Below are 14,976 nucleotides of genomic sequence, written 5' to 3' on the forward strand. Positions count from 1 at the left end.
GAACCAACCGGTTTCGAGGAAAGCTGCTGGTCGAAGCCCCGCAGGCCCCAATTCAGGCGGATCGCCGGTCGATAAGCACGCCATGCCGACTGGTTGGTTCCACCATGCTGGACGGCGGTATGTCGAGGTAGGGAACTGATTGGCCTGTGATGGCGGTCAAATTACGTCACTGTGACGTGGGCGCAGGTGAGGTCCGCCCGAAGGGCGGGCGAAACCAAGATCGACGACGCCCGGTTTCGGGTAACTTCCGCGGGGACTCTGTGACGGCTATCTCCCGAACCGCAGTCCCGGAGCGGGAACGGATCTCGCGATCCGGAAGATCGAGCTGGAGCTAGCCCTTCAACTTCTTCATCGTCAGATGCGACTCGATCTTCGAGATCGCGGGCTGCTCCATCAGCTTGGTGCGCAGGAACACCTCGAACGCGTTGAGGTCGGCGACCGCGACGCGGATGAAGTAGTCGGGCAGGCCGATCATCCGGCGGAACTCCACCACCTCGTCGAAGGCGCCCACCTCGTTCTCGAACTGCTCGACGGTCTTGCGGTCCTGCGACACGATCTCGGCGTTGACGATCACCTCGCACCCGCGTCCGACCGCGTCGGCATCCACGATCGCCTGATAGCCGACGATGACACCGTCGGCCTCGAGACGTCGTACTCGCCGAAGGCACGGTGACGGCGTCAGTCCGACACGATCGGCCAGTTCGGCATTCGTGAGCCGGGCGTTGGCGCGCAACTCACGCAATATTGCGCGATCGAGATCATCCACAGCAGAATATTGCGCCGAACCGTCCGTTCAGGCAATATCCGGCAATCAAATGCCAGTGGTTCGGCACTATTATTGCCTCGTGACCAGCGCGTTTTCCGAAGAGGGCCTCCGAGCCGCCCGCACCGAGTCGCGCCGGTCCGACGTCCGCGCCGCGGCCCGCGACACCGTCTCGGTCGGGTTCGGGCTGTTCCCGCTCGGCCTGGCGTTCGGTCTGCTGCTCGTCCAGTCCGGGTTCCACTGGTGGTGGGCACCGATCTTCTCGCTGACGATCTACGCGGGTTCGCTCGAGTTCCTCGCGATCGGGCTGGTGCTCGCGGTCACGCCCCTCGCCTCGGTGGCGATGACGACGTTCCTCGTCAACTTCCGCCACGTCTTCTACGGCCTGTCCTTCCCACTGCATCGGGTGAAGGGACCGGCCGCACGGCTCTACAGCATGTACGCGCTCACCGACGAGGCGTACGCCGTCACCGCGGCCAAGGATCCGAGCTCGCTGAGTAGCCGGCGCATCCTCTTCATCCAGGTGTTCTGCCAGCTGTACTGGGTGTTGGGTGGTGTCGTCGGCGCCGTCGTCGGCCAGGTGATCCCGATGCAGCTCGTCGGTCTCGACTTCGCGCTCACCGCGCTGTTCGTGGTGCTGGCGATCGACGCCTACCGGGTGCGCCCCGACGTGCCCACGCCGATCCTGGCGCTGCTGAGCGCACTCGTCGCGCTCGTGGTCGCGCGCGATCAGATGCTGGTGGTCGCGATGACGGTGTTCGTGGTGGCGCTGCTGCTCCGGTTCGCGTTGGACCGGCGGAGGCACGCGCGTGCCTGACGTGTCGTACATCCTGGCGGCCCTCGCGGTGATCATGGCCGTCACCTTCGCGCTGCGGGCGGTGCCGTTCGCGGTGATCGCGCCGCTGCGCTCGTCCGCGCTGGTGCACTACCTGGGCGCGCACATGCCGGTCGGCATCATGCTGATCCTCGCGGTCTACACGCTCCGGAACGTCTCGATCGCGCCGGCGTCGCTCGGGCCCGCGGTCGCCGCGCTAGCCGTCACGATCGGCCTGCACCTCTGGCGTCGGCACGCGCTGCTCAGCATCCTCGGCGGGACCGGCGCATACATGGTTCTGGTGAACTCCGTGTTCGGCTGAACCGGGGTACGCAGCTCGTCGCGTCGATCAGCGCGCTCGTCGCACATTTCGGTCACGTCACCGATCCGAATCCCCGATTTGTGACGGAAACCGCATGTCAGAGGAATTTCGATTGATTGTGGACGACATTTCACCGGCGTGTCCGGCGTTAGCCTTGTCACTGTGACGTCGCACGTGGATGACCCCGGATCGCTGGCCGCCCCGACCAGGATTCGTAACTCGGTGTTCCGGAACAAGGTGACCTCCGCGCAGGCGGCCGTCGAGTTCATCCACCCCCACGACACCGTCGCGATCAGTGGCTTCGCCAGCGCCGGCACGCCCAAGGCGGTCATCCCCGCGCTCGCCGAGCGCATCCACGCCGTGCGCGGCGCCGGGTCGAACTTCACCATCAACCTGCTGACGGGCGCCTCCGTGTCCACCGGCACCGAGCGCCTGCTGGCCGAGGTCGACGGCATCTCGCTGCGCATGCCGTACCAGGCCGAGCCGACCGCGCGCCGCAACATCAACAGCGGCCGCATGGACTACGTCGACATCCACCTGTCGCACGTCGCGCAGCAGGTGTGGGAGGGCTACTACGGCAACGTCGACGTCGCGGTCGTCGAGGTCGCGGGTATCACCGAGGCCGGCGAGCTGATCCCGTCCGCGTCGATCGGCAACAACAAGACCTGGCTCGACGTCGCCGACAAGGTCATCCTCGAGGTCAACTCGTGGGTGCCCGAGGCGATGGCCGGCATCCACGACGTCTACTACGGCACCGCGCTGCCGCCGCACCGCAAGCCGATCCAGCTCACGTCGGTCGAGGACCGCATCGGTCAGCCGACCCTGAAGGTGGACCCGAACAAGGTGGTCGCGGTCGTCGAGACCGACGCCCGGGACAGCGCCAGCCCGCTCACCCCGCCCGACGAGATCAGCCAGGCCATCGCGGCGCACGTGATCGACTTCTTCGAGCACGAGGTGGCGAAGGGACGACTGCCCGCGGACGGCCTGCTGCCGCTGCAGTCCGGCATCGGCAACGTCGCGAACGCGGTGCTGCAGGGCCTGGATGCGGGCCCGCACAAGGGACTGACCTGCTTCTCCGAGGTGATCCAGGACGGGATGCTGCACCTCATCAAGCACGGCACCGTGCGGTACGCGTCGGCGACGTCGCTGGCGTTGTCGGAGGCCGGCATCGACGAACTGGTGTCGAACATCGACTTCTACCGCCAGCACATCGTGTTGCGTCCACAGGAGATCAGCAACCACCCCGAGATCGTGCGCCGACTCGGCATCATCGCGATGAACGGCATGCTCGAGGCCGACATCTACGGCAACGTGAATTCGACGCACGTCATGGGCACCAAGATCATGAACGGTATCGGCGGCTCGGGCGACTTCGCGCGCAACGGCTACCTGTCGATGTTCCTGAGCCCGTCCACCGCGAAGGGCGGCGCGATCTCGTCGATCGTCCCGATGGTCCCCCACGTCGACCACACCGAACACGACGTCCAGGTCCTCGTCACCGAGCAGGGTCTCGCGGACCTGCGCGGGCTGTCCCCGCGCCGGCGGTCGCGCGTCGTGATCGACAAGTGCGCGCACCCCGACTTCCGGGCGATGCTGCTCGACTACGTCGACCGCGCCGAGGCGTATCCGTCGGCCGGGCAGACCCCGCACCTGCTGGGCGAGGCGCTGTCGTTCCACCAGCGATTCCTCGAGACGGGCTCGATGCGTCCGAACTGACCTCCTCCCCAACGGATTCCGTGACGCGCTCAGGGCGACTCGGGCTCCTCGTCCCGCTCGCCCACGGGCCTGCGCGGAATCCGTCCGGTGAAGAACAGGGCGCCGACGGCCAGCAGCGCCGCCACCGACAGCGCGCTCTGCAGGGCCTCGAGGCGGGCGTCGGTGTTGGCGGCGACCACCGCGTCGGCGACGGAGGGCTCCACGTGCGCGTCGTCCAGGGCCGTGCGCAGTTGGGTGTCGCTGAGGAACGGCACCCCGCTCGCGAGGTCGACGGCGGCCTGTTCCTGCACCGAGGGGGGCACCCGCGGATCGTTCTGGATTCCGGCGACGATCGACGCGCCCAGCGTCGCGATCAGCACCGAACCGATCAGTGCCGTGCCGAGCGAGGCCCCGAGATTGGTTGCGGTGTTCTGCAGTCCGCCGACCTCGGCGCTGCGCGAGTCCGGTACCGCGGAGACCGTGACCGCGCCGAGTTGCGACGAGAGCGCCCCCAGCCCGAGACCCATCAGCAGCATCGGGACCGCGACGATCCCGGCATTGGCACCGGGATCCATGCCCGCGGCGAGAACGAGAATGCCGACGGTCATCGACGCCAGCCCGAGGCGGACCACGCGCCGGGGCATCGCACGCGGCCACAGCTTGGGGATCCCCACCGCGGCCGCCAGCAGTGCCACCGACAGCGGCAGCAGCCGCGCACCCGTTTGCAGGGCGGTCAGCTCGAGCACGACGGACAGGAACAGCGGAACGGTGAAGAAGACGCCGGCCTGAATCATGAACTGTGCGAAGAACATCGTGAGCCCGCCGGACAGTTGTCGGTTGTCGAACAGGCGGGTGTCGAGCAAGGGTTCCCGGCCGCGGCGCGTCAGGTAGGCCTCCCATCGCGTGAGCGTGTAGACCACGACGAGCCCGCCGAGGACCAGCCAGACCACCGGTGACAGTCCCAGCACCTCCGGTCCGCCGGGGCGACCGCGCAGCCATCCCCACTCGCCGGACCGGAGCACGCCGTAGACCACGAGTCCGAGACCGACTACCGACAACAGCGACCCGACGAGGTCGAGCCGCACCCGCTTGGGCGGGGCGTCCTCGATCTTGCGGAGCACCGGCAGGATCACCAGAACCAGCACCACCTCGCCCGCGAAGACGTACCGCCACGACGCGAACGTCGTCACGGCCCCGCCGATCAGCGGTCCGGCGGCCACCGCGATCGCTCCCGATGCCGCGATCAATCCGTAAGCGCTCGAACGTCTCTCGGGTGCGAAGTTCGACGCCACCAGCGCAACGATCGCCGGCATGATCAGCGCTGCGCCGATTCCTTCGAGCAGGGACCACCCGATCAGGAGGACGGCGAGATTGGGGGCCAGGGCGGTGGTCAACGAACCCGAACCGTAGATCACCAGCCCGATCGCGAACGCCCGTCGCCGCCCGATGATGCTGCCGACCTTGCCGCCGGTGATCATCAGCGTCGCCATCACGAGCGTGTACAGCGTGATCGCGGTCTGGATTCCCGTGATGGTGGTGCCCAGGTCGGACGCGACCACCGCCATCGACACGTTCATCACCGAACTGTCGAGGGTCATCAGGAACTGCCCGGCGGACAGCGTCGCCAGCACGAGCGTCGCCCGCCCCCCGGCCCGCGACTCGGTGTCGGCCTGCATACCTGATTGAAACAGGAACGGGGGGTCGGCCGGGGCCGATCGGCTCAGTCGATCAAACCGGTCCGATAGGCGATCTCGAGTGCCTCGTCCCGCGAGTGCGCACCGATCTTGCGGTACAGCGACCGCAGCTGGCTCTTGACGGTGTTGGTCGACACGAACAGCTTTCGTGCGATCTCGAGCGTCGACAATCCCTGCGCCAGCTCGACGAGCACCGCATGTTCCCGTTCGGTCAGCTCGACGTGATGCACCGCGGCGGGGTAGATCTCGGGCACATCGGACGCGAGGAAGGTCGCAGCGGCCGCCGACGGCAGGGGAGCCGCGGCATCGAGTCCGGCCACCAGATCCCGCGGCACGGTCGCGAGGGTGCCGAGGAGGCCGGTGCGGTCGACGATGGCAGCGGCGTGGGCCCACGACCGCGCGGCCGCCGCCTTCTCGCCCAGGGTGCGGTGGGCCGCCGCCTCGATGAGCAGGACCTCGAGCTGCGTGCGGGTGAACGGATGGCTGAACCAGTCGCACTTGCGGCACAGGGCCAGCGCCGTGGCGGGTGTACCGGTCAGCAGGTGCACACGGGCGGCGGTGGCCACGATCAGGGGCGCTTCGACCGTCTGTGCTTCGAGGGTCGCCAGCGCGCGATTGCCCTCGCCGAGCGCCAACCGCAGGTCGATCTCGAGCGAGGTCATCAGTCGCGCGATCGCGGAACCGTTGCGGATCGCCGCGGAGTGCGACGTGACGGCCCGCTGGAGTACGGCCATGCCGGTGTACGCCTGCCCTGTCGCCAGCGCGTAGCGGCAGTGCGCATAGGTGATGTACGGCCACAGCTCCTCGCGCTCGGACGCTTCCCCCAGTTCGTCGAGCCATCGTCCCGCGGCCGCGAAGTCGAGCTGGTCGAGCGCGACGAGGGTGCGTGCGACCAACCCACCCACCTTGACCATGGGTTCGAGCCAGCCGTCCGGGTCCGGGTGCGCGTCCTCGAGCTCGAGCCACTCCTCGGTTCGCCTCGGTTCGCCGATGATGGCCCAGTTCATCGCGGAATTGCCGGCCGCGTTCCGGGCGACGAAGTCGACCCTCTGCCCCAGCGCGCCGCGGTGGGCCAGCCGCAGTTCCACCGCCGATTCCGTGAAGGCGCCCGCCAGCTGGTACGTGATGCCCCACTGCAGCCGCATGATAGGCAACTGAGGGCCGACGTCGGCCGGTCGGGCCTCGAGCGCCCCGCGAACGAGGTGCGACAGGCGTCGGGTCATCTCGGCAGCCCGATCGTGCTCACCGGCCAGGCGCAACATGAGCGACTGGACACAGCCGATCGCGAGGGCATCGCTTGCCTCGTCGGTCGTCCCGAGCTTCTCGAGCGCCGCCGGATCCTGCGGCAGCGCATCGGCGGGAATCGTCGGATGTGAGCCGAGGAGGACGAACAGATCGCGCCCGGCCTTGATGACGGGACGCGCCTCGACGAGATCTTCCGGAAGCTCGCGCAGTGCCGAACGCAGCAGGGCGAAATGACTGCCGACGAGGCGGACCCAGTGTTCCTCGAGGAGTTCGATCGCGAGTTCCCAGTTGCGCGCCTCGACGGCGTAGGACAGTGCCTCGGCGACCTCGCCCCGGGCCGCTGCGTGGCGCGCGAGCGCGGTCAGCCGGCGGGCCGGCCCGAGTCCGGTTCGTTCCTGGAGGGCGAGGAGACGTTCGCGAACGGCCGGCGTGAGCTCCCAGGCGTCGCCCGTCGTTGTGTCGCAATGATTGACGATTCCGGCGGTTTCGAGAACGGCCAGGCGTCCGGCGGCGTCGCCGACGCCGGTCAACAGTCGTGCAACCTCGGGTGTGATCAGTCGTGCGGCAGCCACGCCGATGACGAAATCGCGATCGGCGTCAATCGAAGGATGTTGGAGGACAGCCGATTGCACGAATCGGTCGATGGCGGTGTCGAGCCGATGCGCGAGAAGCGCGCGGCGATCCGAGACGCTGGGGAGGCTCTTGGCGACGACGACCGCGATCCGCATCAGGGCCGGCATGCCCGAGACGCGCGCGAGAATGTACTCCAATTCACCGGGTTTGAGGTTGATTTCGGCGCGTGCGAACAGTTCCTCTGCCTCCGCGAGCGTGTACACCAGATCGCGGGCGAGGATCAGTTCGTGCGTCGGCTCCATCAGGATCGGATCACCGAACAGCGAGCGTCCACACGCCGTGGCGACGATGTTCACGTTGTGGCAGCGATCGAGGAGGTGGAGAATCTCCTCCTCGATCCGCTCGTCCTCGACCATGTCGATGCGATCCAGCATCAGCAGGACCGGTGCGCCGCTGCGGGCGAGGTACTCGCGGACCTCCTCGGCTCCGGATCCGGATGGTGTACTCGGAATCGGCTCTCCGGCAACGATTCCCGAAGAGCGAATTCGGTCGGCCACCGAGTGCCAATAGATCTCGGAATCGGTCAAGCCCTCGGTTGCCGGAATCCACAGCACCGCGCGGAAGTCCGATCGTGTCGCCTCCAGCCACGAGGTGATCAGTTCGGTCTTGCCGAATCCGCGGGGCGCCCTGATGACGGTGATGGGCGAGTTCCGATCCAGCCGGTCGAGGAGCCGCTTGCGTGGCGGTGCCCATGCGGCATTGCGGTTCGGCACAGGGCTCGAACTGCGGTCGTCTCGCCGTCTCGTCAATGAGCACCCCCCGGCTCGGTCATGGCTGAGCCCGCCTTGTGGAACGGCGGGCGGAACAGTCGCTCCATCAACCTATTCGATCTCGATCATCGCAAACTACGGTTTCGGGTGCCGTCGTGGCCTGTGGTTCCCGACGGGTGAGACCGTGTATTGCCCGCCCGGCCGCCCTGGTGCACCGTCGTCGACATGAGCGAGCGTGGACCGGACCCGGCATTGCACGGCTCGGTGCGCGGGCCGCGGATCGATTCCCCGGCGGTGCGTCCGAATTCGAGTCGGCGCGTCGCGTGCCTCGACATGGACCGGCCGGACGGAGCCGGTGGGACGCTCGAACTCCACGGCCGCGCGTGGGACTTCGAGGTCGACGCGTACCGGCAGCCATCGGTGCGCGAAACCGTCGCGCTGCGAGCTTCGGTGGACTACCACCGCGGCCGCACCCTGACCCGGATCGAGACCTCACCGGTCGTGCCGGGGCTCGCCTCCCTGGTCGGTCACTCCGCGATCGCCGGGTTCCGTGGCCGCGTGGCCGACGTGGCGGTGGGGGTGTCCTCGCCGCTGGCCCTGCTGCTGGACGACGTCCCGATGGGGACCCTGATCTCCGGGCACGCGGTGTCCGCCGCCCGCGAATCGGACGATGACGATGTGACCGCCGGTTCCGGGTACGTCCCCGTCGGCGACCAGTGCGCGGGCTATTCCGCGAGCGGGGCGTTGATCGCCACCATCGGGGTGCGCGGACGCAGTCCCGTCGCCGACGGGCCGGACGCGCCGCCGCTGCACGACGCCTTCGGGCGATCACCGGGGCCGCTGGCCGTCCACTCGATGCGGCGGCGGCGGCGCATCGACCGGTGGACGGCCGACGGCGCGGTCCACGTCGACGCGATGTTCCGCGACACGTACGGTCGCGCCGACAGCGTCGAGACCGTGATCCACGAGTACGAACTGACGGTGGTCGCGGACGAGGGGACGGGCGTGATCCGCGAGGCCGTCGCGACACCGCGCGTGCTGCCGTGGTTCGACTGTCCGGCCGCGGTGGCGAGTGCCGGACGGTTGGTCGGCATGACGCTCGACCGGGTCGAGGGGTGGGTGCGTCGTGAACTGCGGGGCGCGGACACCTGCACCCACCTCAACGACCTGCTGCGGAGCATCGCCCGCTGAGGCGATGTCGGGGTCGCAGCGCTAGCTGCCGAGGCCTCCCGAATTGCCCAGGCTGCCGAGCCCGCCGAGGTTCCCGAGCGGGTTGCCGCCACCGAACAGCCCCTGGTTCTGGCCGTTCTGTCCCTGCTGCCACTGGTTGTACTGCCCGGGGTCCTGCCACTGGTTGCCCTGATCCCCGTCGCGGTGGTGGCCCCGGTGGTGTCCGTGCCCGTCGTGCTGTCCCTGCCCGCCGTCGTTCTGCCAGTTCTGGGCGGCCGGACTCGACTGCGGTAGTGGGTCCGCGAGCGCGGGTGCGACGACGATGATTGCGGGCACCGCGACGAGAACCCCCGCGACTGCCACTCGTGTCACGACGCGACGTGACTTCGTGAACGTGCTCATTTCTTCGATCCTTCCGTGGCCTGCGCCATGTCGTGATCTCGATCTGCACCGGTCGGTGCTGCACGTTCCAGTAGATTCCTGCACCTCGAGCCGACCCTGTGACGAGTTTGTGAATCTCCTGTGCACCGCAGGCCGTTCGGCTCGGGCGCGGTGGGGTGGTGCCGGCTAGTGGCTGACCGGAGCGCCGAACCCCTTCTCCGCCAACCACTCGAGGATCGTGTCCGCCACCTCCGGCCAGCCGTGGTCGATGGTGAGCGAGTGCCCGCGGTCAGCGAACACGACGTAGTCGTTGTCGGTATTGGCCTTGTGGTAGCGGTGGTGCGCCGAGCGACTCACCGATTCGGGCACCGTGTGGTCCTGGCCGCCGCCGAGGATCAGCAGGGGTCCACGCTCGACGTTCGTGTCGACGTGCGCCGGTGATCCCGGCACGAAGTTCGCGAATGCCGCCTGGAACAGCGGACGACCCGGGGACGGGATGGCCCAGTGCTCGTACAGTGCATCGGACTCGCTGCGGCCGAGGGCATTTCCGAAGCCGTACGCGAACGCGTCCGGTGTGAGGGCGACGCTCCGCCGGGCGTTCGCAGGATTGCCGAGCACGGGGAACGAGGACCGTAACTGCGCGAACGGCAGCGCCTTCACGCCCTGGATCTGCGCGGGGTCGATCGCGACGGCGGCCGCGGCGACGTCGGCGGCCAGCAGCTTCTGCGCGATCAGGCCGCCGAACGAATGACCGATGACGATCGGTTTGCGGCCGAGTGGAGCGATCGCCTCGGCGAAGTGCGCGGTGACCTCGTCGATGCCGTTGCCGGCCTGGTCCTCGGCGTGCGCGCGGGTGTCGGGGATGCTCGGGGCCTCGCCGGGCCACGTGGGCGCCACGGTCCGGAATCCGGCCGCCCCGAACTTCGCTCGCCAGGGGTCCCAGGACGACGCGGCCAGCCAGAGGCCGTGGATGAACATCACAGGCGGGGTGTCGGGCATGGTTCGCGTCCTTCCGGATCGTGGAACGGGTACCCAGTACTCGCTCCTCACCATGCCTCTCGGGCTGGCCCGAGGCCCGCAATTCGCTGTAACAATATGGACTTTGGTCACCAATCGCGGACAAAGGGTCCGATTCGGTCCCGTTCAGTGAGATTCGTGCCACCCTCGACTGACACGTGTTCCAGTGTGAAGCAGAACACATGATCAAACGAATGGTTGATCCGAGTAATCGGACGTTTTCACTGGAAGGGGCTCGGGGAACTGTCATGACGACGATGGAGACGGACAACGAGGAAGTTCGGATGATCGACGCCGGCGCGGCTCCGGCTCGATTCGCCCGTGGTTGGCACTGCGTGGGTTTGACACGTGAACTCCGCGACGGAAAGCCGCATTCGATTCACGCGTTCGGGTCCAAGCTGGTCGTCTTCGCCGACAGCAAGGGCGAACTGCAGGTGCTCGACGCGTACTGCCGGCACATGGGCGGCGATCTGAGCCAGGGCGAGATCAAGGGCGATGCGGTCGCGTGCCCGTTCCACGACTGGCGCTGGAACGGCAAGGGCCGCTGCACCGACATTCCCTACGCCCGCCGCGTGCCGCCGCTCGCGAAGACCCGCGCTTGGACGACCATGGAGAAGGACGGCCTGCTGTTCGTGTGGCACGACCCGGAGGGCAACCCGCCGCCGCCGGAGGTCACGATCCCGGACATGAGCCAGCCGGGCGAGGAGTGGACCGACTGGGTCTGGAAGCAGATCACCATCGACACCAACTGTCGCGAGATCATCGACAACGTCGTGGACATGGCGCACTTCTTCTACGTGCACTACGGTTTCCCGATCAAGTTCAAGAACGTCTTCGAGGGGCACATCGCGACCCAGTACTACGAGGGCGTCGGCCGCGACGACATGGTTCGTGCCACCAGTAAGCAGCCCGCCGCGACCGGCAACGACTCGGTGGCGTCCTACTACGGCCCGTCCTTCATGATCGACGAGCTCGCCTACCACTACCCCGACTTCTCGATCGACTCGATCCTGATCAACTGCCACTACCCGATCGCGCCGAACAAGTTCGTCCTCATGTACGGCATCAAGGTCAAGCAGACCGACGCGATCCAGGGCGAGAAGGCTCAGGATCTCGCGAAGACGATGGCGTCGTACATCACCATCGGGTTCGAGCAGGATGTCGCGATCTGGAAGAACAAGACCCGCATCGAGAACCCGCTCCTGTGCGAGGAGGACGGCCCGGTCTACCAGCTGCGCCGTTGGTACGAGCAGTTCTACGTCGACGTCGCGGACATCACCCCGGACATGGTGGCCCGCTTCGAGTTCGAGATGGACACCTCCAAGCCCGTCGCGGCGTGGAAGCGGGAGGTTGCCGAGAACATGGAGCGTCGGGCCGCCGAGATCGCCGCTTCGAACTAGCGATCGAGCCCCCGCCGCGGGAATAACGCGGGGCGCCCCACTGTTGTCCGGTCATGTCGAAAACCGTTGTAGCCAATGCATACGGTGGGCCGGAGGTCCTCGAGGTGATCGACGAGGATCTCCCGGCTCCCGGACCGGGACAGGTAGTCGTGGAGATGCGCGCCATCGGCGTCAATCCCATCGACTACAAGCTCTACAGTGGGGCGTTCGGCGCCGATCCGGCGCAGTTACCCGTCCGCCCCGGCATCGAGGGGTCGGGTGTTGTCGTCGAAGTCGGGGATGGCACCGATGTCCGAGTCGGGGAGGAGGTCATCCTCTACTCGGGGGTGGGCGCCTACGCCGAACGGGTGCTGGTGTCCGCGGGGGACGTTCTGCCCAAACCGGAATCGGTGCCGTGGGATTCGGCCGCGGGTCTGCTCGTCGCGGGCGGCACCGCGGTGGACGCGTTGACCGTGACGCGGGTCGGGGAGGGGGATGTCGTCGTCGTCCAGGGTGCGGCCGGTGGTGTCGGTGAGCTGGTGGTGCAGCTCGCCGCGGCGCGCGGCGCGATCGTCGTCGGTGTGGCGAGGGAGCGCCACCACGACTTCCTGCGGGGCCTCGGGGCGACGCCGGTGGAGCCCGGAGACGGTCTCCCCGAGCGGATCCGGGAGATCGCGCCGGACGGCGTCGATGCGGTGATCGACACCGTGGGCACCGACGACGTCGTCGACGCCTCACTCGCCCTGGGCGCCGATCGCGACCGGATCGTCACGATCGTGGCGGTCGAGCGCGCGCAGCGCGACGGGTTCCTCTGGATCGGCGGGGGAAACGAGAACAGTGACCGGATCCGTCGCGAGGCGCGCCCGGTCCTCGTCGAGATGGCAGGCCACGGCGGACTGAATGTCGCCGTCGGCACTCGCTTCCCGCTCGCCGAGGCGGCCGATGCGCATCGCGCTCTCCGGAAGCCCCACGCGCGCGGCAAGTTCGTGCTGGTGCCGTAGCTCTTCCGTCCACGCGAGTTTTCTCGTCGACGCGCCGCTCATGGACTCCATCTGGTGGGGGCAGACGAGCGGTCAGGGGTGGGCGCAGTTCGTCGCGCTCGGCTACGCGCTGGTGCTCTGCTCCGCGATAGGTCTGGAACGCGAATTCCGGCGCAAGAGCGCGGGGATCCGTACCTATGCGATCGTCGGTCTGGGTTCGGCGCTGTTCGTTCTGGTCAGCAAGTTCGGTTTCGCCGACGTGCTCGAGCCGGGGCGTGTGGTTCTCGACCCCTCCCGAGTTGCCGCGCAGATCGTGACCGGGATCGGATTCATCGGTGCCGGAATAATCTTCGTGCGGCGGGACGCCGTCCGCGGGCTCACGACCGCATCGGCCGTCTGGATCAGCGCGGCCGTGGGTGCCGCCTGCGGCGCCGGTCTGCCCGCGCTCGCCGCCGCCGTCACCGTCGCGTACTTCGTCGTCGTGTACGCCTACCCGCCGCTTCTCCGAAGGGTGCCCGGCAGTCGCGTGCGCCGCGAGCCGATCCGCCTGCGGTACGTCGACGGTCGCGGCCTGCTCAGGCAGATTCTCCGCACGGCGACGGAGATGAATTATGCCGTCACACATGTCGATACGAGCAGATCCGGGCACGACGGGACGGTCCGCCTGACGATGGACGTCGAGGGCCGTGGTGGCTTGGCGGGTCTGGCGGACCGGCTCTCGTCGATCGACGGGGTCGTCGAAGTGACGGCGGGCCGTCGCGACGAGGTCGACGAAACGGACGAGTTCACCGAGTTCGACGAGTGAGGCCGATCAGTCGACGCACGGGATGCCGCCCGTGTCGTCGGCTGCCACCGGCTGCTCCGGCGGTGGGGCTTCGAGCGGGGTGCTCGTGTCCTCGGTCGTCGTGGTGGTGGTGTGGGATCCCGATCGTGTGGGCTTCGACGACGTGGCGGGCGGAGTGGTCGTCGTGGTCTGGGGCGTGGTGGTCGTCGGCGCGGGACCCTCGCCCGCGAACAACCGGGACACCTCGGTGCGCAGCCGGTTCGGGTCGACGATGTTGACGGCCGCGCCGTCGATGGTCTGGTACCCCTCGATCGGCAGCGTGTAGAAGTCGAGCTCGCCCTTCGTGAGGTTGCGCGCGTGGGTGGCGAAGGCGACCGGATCGAGATCGTCGTCGACGACGACGTCGCTCTTCACCGTGTCGAACAGACCTCGCATCTTGGCGACGCTGCCGAACACGCCGGCGGAGTCGAGATTGCGGATCACGGCGGTGAGGAATGCCTGCTGCCTCCGGGTGCGGTCGAGGTCGCCGTTGTCGAGGCCGTGCCGCTGCCGCACGAACGACAGCGCCTGCGACGGATCGAGGGACTGCTTGCCGGCGGGGAAGTGCGCGCCGGAGTACGGGTCGTCGACCGGCGCGTTGAGACATACCTCGAGCGGTCCGAGAGCCTTGGCGATGTCGTAGAAGCCGACGAGATTGACCTCGGCGAAATGGTCGATCGGGACGTGCAGCAGGTTCTGCACGGTCTTCAACGTCGAGCGCCGCCCGGCGTCGCGGGTCCGCTGTTCACGCTCGGCCGGATCGGTCACCCCCTGCGCCTGCAGCTGGGCGTCGGCGTCGGCCTTCGCCGCCCCGTACGCCTCCTTGATCTTGCGTTTGCCGTAGCCGGGAACCTCGACGTAGTCGTCGCGCGGGATCGCGGCCGCGGTCGCCCGGCTGCCGTCGCCCGGTACGTGCAGCAGGATCAGTGTGTTGGTGTTGTAGCCGCCGACGTCGCTGTCCCCGGCGTGCAGCTCGTCGGTGACGAACTCCGGCGGTAGGTCGTTGCCGTGCATGTCCTTTCGGCTGTCGAGGCCGATGAGCAGAATGTTCGAATCGCCGTGCGGTGACGTTCGGTCGCCGCCGGTCAGGACGTCGAGGGCGCCGGACCGGATGAGCCCCGACGTCAACTGGTGCTGGGCGGCCCACCCCAGGCCGGTCGACACCAGCACCGCGGCCGCCGCCACGGCCGTGGCGACGCGCAGTGCCGTGACTGCCCACCGTCGGCGAGGTCGCGGGCCGTCGATCGTGTCATCCCGATCGGAGCGCACTGCCCAAACATAGCCCCGCGCCGGTCCGGGTGTTCACAGGATTCGGCGCCTGCACCGCACTTGTCCACAATGCGGGGATGG

Annotated in this window: 13 protein-coding genes; 7 read left to right on the forward strand and 6 right to left on the reverse strand. The window is 68.0% G+C overall.

What is annotated here, in order from left to right; translation table 11 throughout:
- Nucleotides 1-331 precede the first annotated feature (331 nt).
- Nucleotides 332-766 (reverse strand): Lrp/AsnC family transcriptional regulator, encoded by a 435-nt coding sequence (locus tag ABI214_RS14965; RefSeq protein ID WP_348603313.1) that lies wholly within the window; start codon nucleotides 764-766, stop codon nucleotides 332-334.
- Between the two features lie 79 nt (nucleotides 767-845).
- On the opposite strand from ABI214_RS14965, the gene ABI214_RS14970 reads away from it, so the two are divergent.
- The 3 genes from ABI214_RS14970 (at nucleotide 846) to ABI214_RS14980 (ending at nucleotide 3,615) form a co-directional block, all read left to right on the forward strand.
- On the forward strand, nucleotides 846-1,580 hold the full coding sequence (locus ABI214_RS14970) for an AzlC family ABC transporter permease (RefSeq protein WP_348603314.1): 735 nt from the start codon (nucleotides 846-848) through the stop codon (nucleotides 1,578-1,580).
- Nucleotides 1,573-1,899 (forward strand): branched-chain amino acid transporter permease, encoded by a 327-nt coding sequence (locus tag ABI214_RS14975; protein ID WP_348603315.1) that lies wholly within the window; start codon nucleotides 1,573-1,575, stop codon nucleotides 1,897-1,899. The genes ABI214_RS14970 and ABI214_RS14975 overlap by 8 nt, the downstream gene beginning before the upstream one ends.
- 162 nt (nucleotides 1,900-2,061) lie before the next feature.
- A complete protein-coding gene (locus ABI214_RS14980) occupies nucleotides 2,062-3,615 on the forward strand; it encodes an acetyl-CoA hydrolase/transferase family protein (protein WP_348603316.1) in 1,554 nt (517 codons plus the stop codon).
- Nucleotides 3,616-3,644: 29 nt separating this feature from the next.
- On the opposite strand, the gene ABI214_RS14985 is transcribed toward ABI214_RS14980, so the two are convergent.
- The gene (locus ABI214_RS14985; protein ID WP_348603317.1) at nucleotides 3,645-5,270 is read right to left on the reverse strand and encodes an MFS transporter; all 1,626 of its coding nucleotides are present in this window, start codon (nucleotides 5,268-5,270) and stop codon (nucleotides 3,645-3,647) included.
- 44 nt (nucleotides 5,271-5,314) lie between these two features.
- Nucleotides 5,315-7,879, reverse strand: coding sequence for a LuxR C-terminal-related transcriptional regulator (locus tag ABI214_RS14990; protein ID WP_348603318.1), 2,565 nt, complete (start codon nucleotides 7,877-7,879; stop codon nucleotides 5,315-5,317).
- 222 nt (nucleotides 7,880-8,101) lie between these two features.
- On the opposite strand from ABI214_RS14990, the gene ABI214_RS14995 reads away from it, so the two are divergent.
- Nucleotides 8,102-9,067: a DUF2889 domain-containing protein gene (locus ABI214_RS14995; protein ID WP_348603319.1), complete on the forward strand. Its 966-nt coding sequence runs from the start codon at nucleotides 8,102-8,104 to the stop codon at nucleotides 9,065-9,067.
- A 21-nt stretch (nucleotides 9,068-9,088) separates the two neighbouring features.
- Here the strand turns inward: ABI214_RS14995 and ABI214_RS15000 are convergent, their stop codons facing one another.
- Nucleotides 9,089-9,448, reverse strand: a complete 360-nt coding sequence (locus ABI214_RS15000; RefSeq protein WP_348603320.1) for a hypothetical protein — start codon at nucleotides 9,446-9,448, stop codon at nucleotides 9,089-9,091.
- Between the two features lie 165 nt (nucleotides 9,449-9,613).
- Nucleotides 9,614-10,426, reverse strand: a complete 813-nt coding sequence (locus ABI214_RS15005) for an alpha/beta fold hydrolase (RefSeq protein WP_348603321.1) — start codon at nucleotides 10,424-10,426, stop codon at nucleotides 9,614-9,616.
- A gap of 266 nt (nucleotides 10,427-10,692) precedes the next feature.
- On the opposite strand from ABI214_RS15005, the gene ABI214_RS15010 reads away from it, so the two are divergent.
- The 3 genes from ABI214_RS15010 to ABI214_RS15020 are packed head-to-tail and all read left to right on the forward strand — an operon-like array spanning nucleotide 10,693 to nucleotide 13,608.
- On the forward strand, nucleotides 10,693-11,844 hold the full coding sequence (locus ABI214_RS15010; protein WP_348603322.1) for a Rieske 2Fe-2S domain-containing protein: 1,152 nt from the start codon (nucleotides 10,693-10,695) through the stop codon (nucleotides 11,842-11,844).
- 53 nt (nucleotides 11,845-11,897) lie between these two features.
- Nucleotides 11,898-12,824 (forward strand): NADP-dependent oxidoreductase, encoded by a 927-nt coding sequence (locus ABI214_RS15015; protein WP_348603323.1) that lies wholly within the window; start codon nucleotides 11,898-11,900, stop codon nucleotides 12,822-12,824.
- A gap of 40 nt (nucleotides 12,825-12,864) precedes the next feature.
- On the forward strand, nucleotides 12,865-13,608 hold the full coding sequence (locus tag ABI214_RS15020) for an MgtC/SapB family protein (protein ID WP_348603324.1): 744 nt from the start codon (nucleotides 12,865-12,867) through the stop codon (nucleotides 13,606-13,608).
- Between the two features lie 6 nt (nucleotides 13,609-13,614).
- Here ABI214_RS15020 and ABI214_RS15025 read toward each other — a convergent pair whose 3' ends face one another.
- Nucleotides 13,615-14,895 (reverse strand): LCP family protein, encoded by a 1,281-nt coding sequence (locus ABI214_RS15025; RefSeq protein ID WP_348603325.1) that lies wholly within the window; start codon nucleotides 14,893-14,895, stop codon nucleotides 13,615-13,617.
- Between the last annotated feature and the right edge of the window lie 81 nt (nucleotides 14,896-14,976).

The organism is Prescottella soli (genome assembly GCF_040024445.1).
Classification (GTDB): domain Bacteria; phylum Actinomycetota; class Actinomycetes; order Mycobacteriales; family Mycobacteriaceae; genus Prescottella; species Prescottella soli.

What these genes read in the sequence shown, in the direction of transcription:
- ABI214_RS14995 (WP_348603319.1), top strand. Translation starts at nt 8,102, where the DNA reads ATGAGCGAGCGTGGACCGGACCCGGCATTGCACGGCTCGGTGCGCGGG.
- ABI214_RS15000 (WP_348603320.1), bottom strand. Translation starts at nt 9,448, where the DNA reads ATGAGCACGTTCACGAAGTCACGTCGCGTCGTGACACGAGTGGCAGTC.
- ABI214_RS15010 (WP_348603322.1), top strand. Translation starts at nt 10,693, where the DNA reads ATGACGACGATGGAGACGGACAACGAGGAAGTTCGGATGATCGACGCC.
- ABI214_RS14985 (WP_348603317.1), bottom strand. Translation starts at nt 5,270, where the DNA reads ATGCAGGCCGACACCGAGTCGCGGGCCGGGGGGCGGGCGACGCTCGTG.
- ABI214_RS15015 (WP_348603323.1), top strand. Translation starts at nt 11,898, where the DNA reads ATGTCGAAAACCGTTGTAGCCAATGCATACGGTGGGCCGGAGGTCCTC.
- ABI214_RS15005 (WP_348603321.1), bottom strand. Translation starts at nt 10,426, where the DNA reads ATGCCCGACACCCCGCCTGTGATGTTCATCCACGGCCTCTGGCTGGCC.
- ABI214_RS15020 (WP_348603324.1), top strand. Translation starts at nt 12,865, where the DNA reads ATGGACTCCATCTGGTGGGGGCAGACGAGCGGTCAGGGGTGGGCGCAG.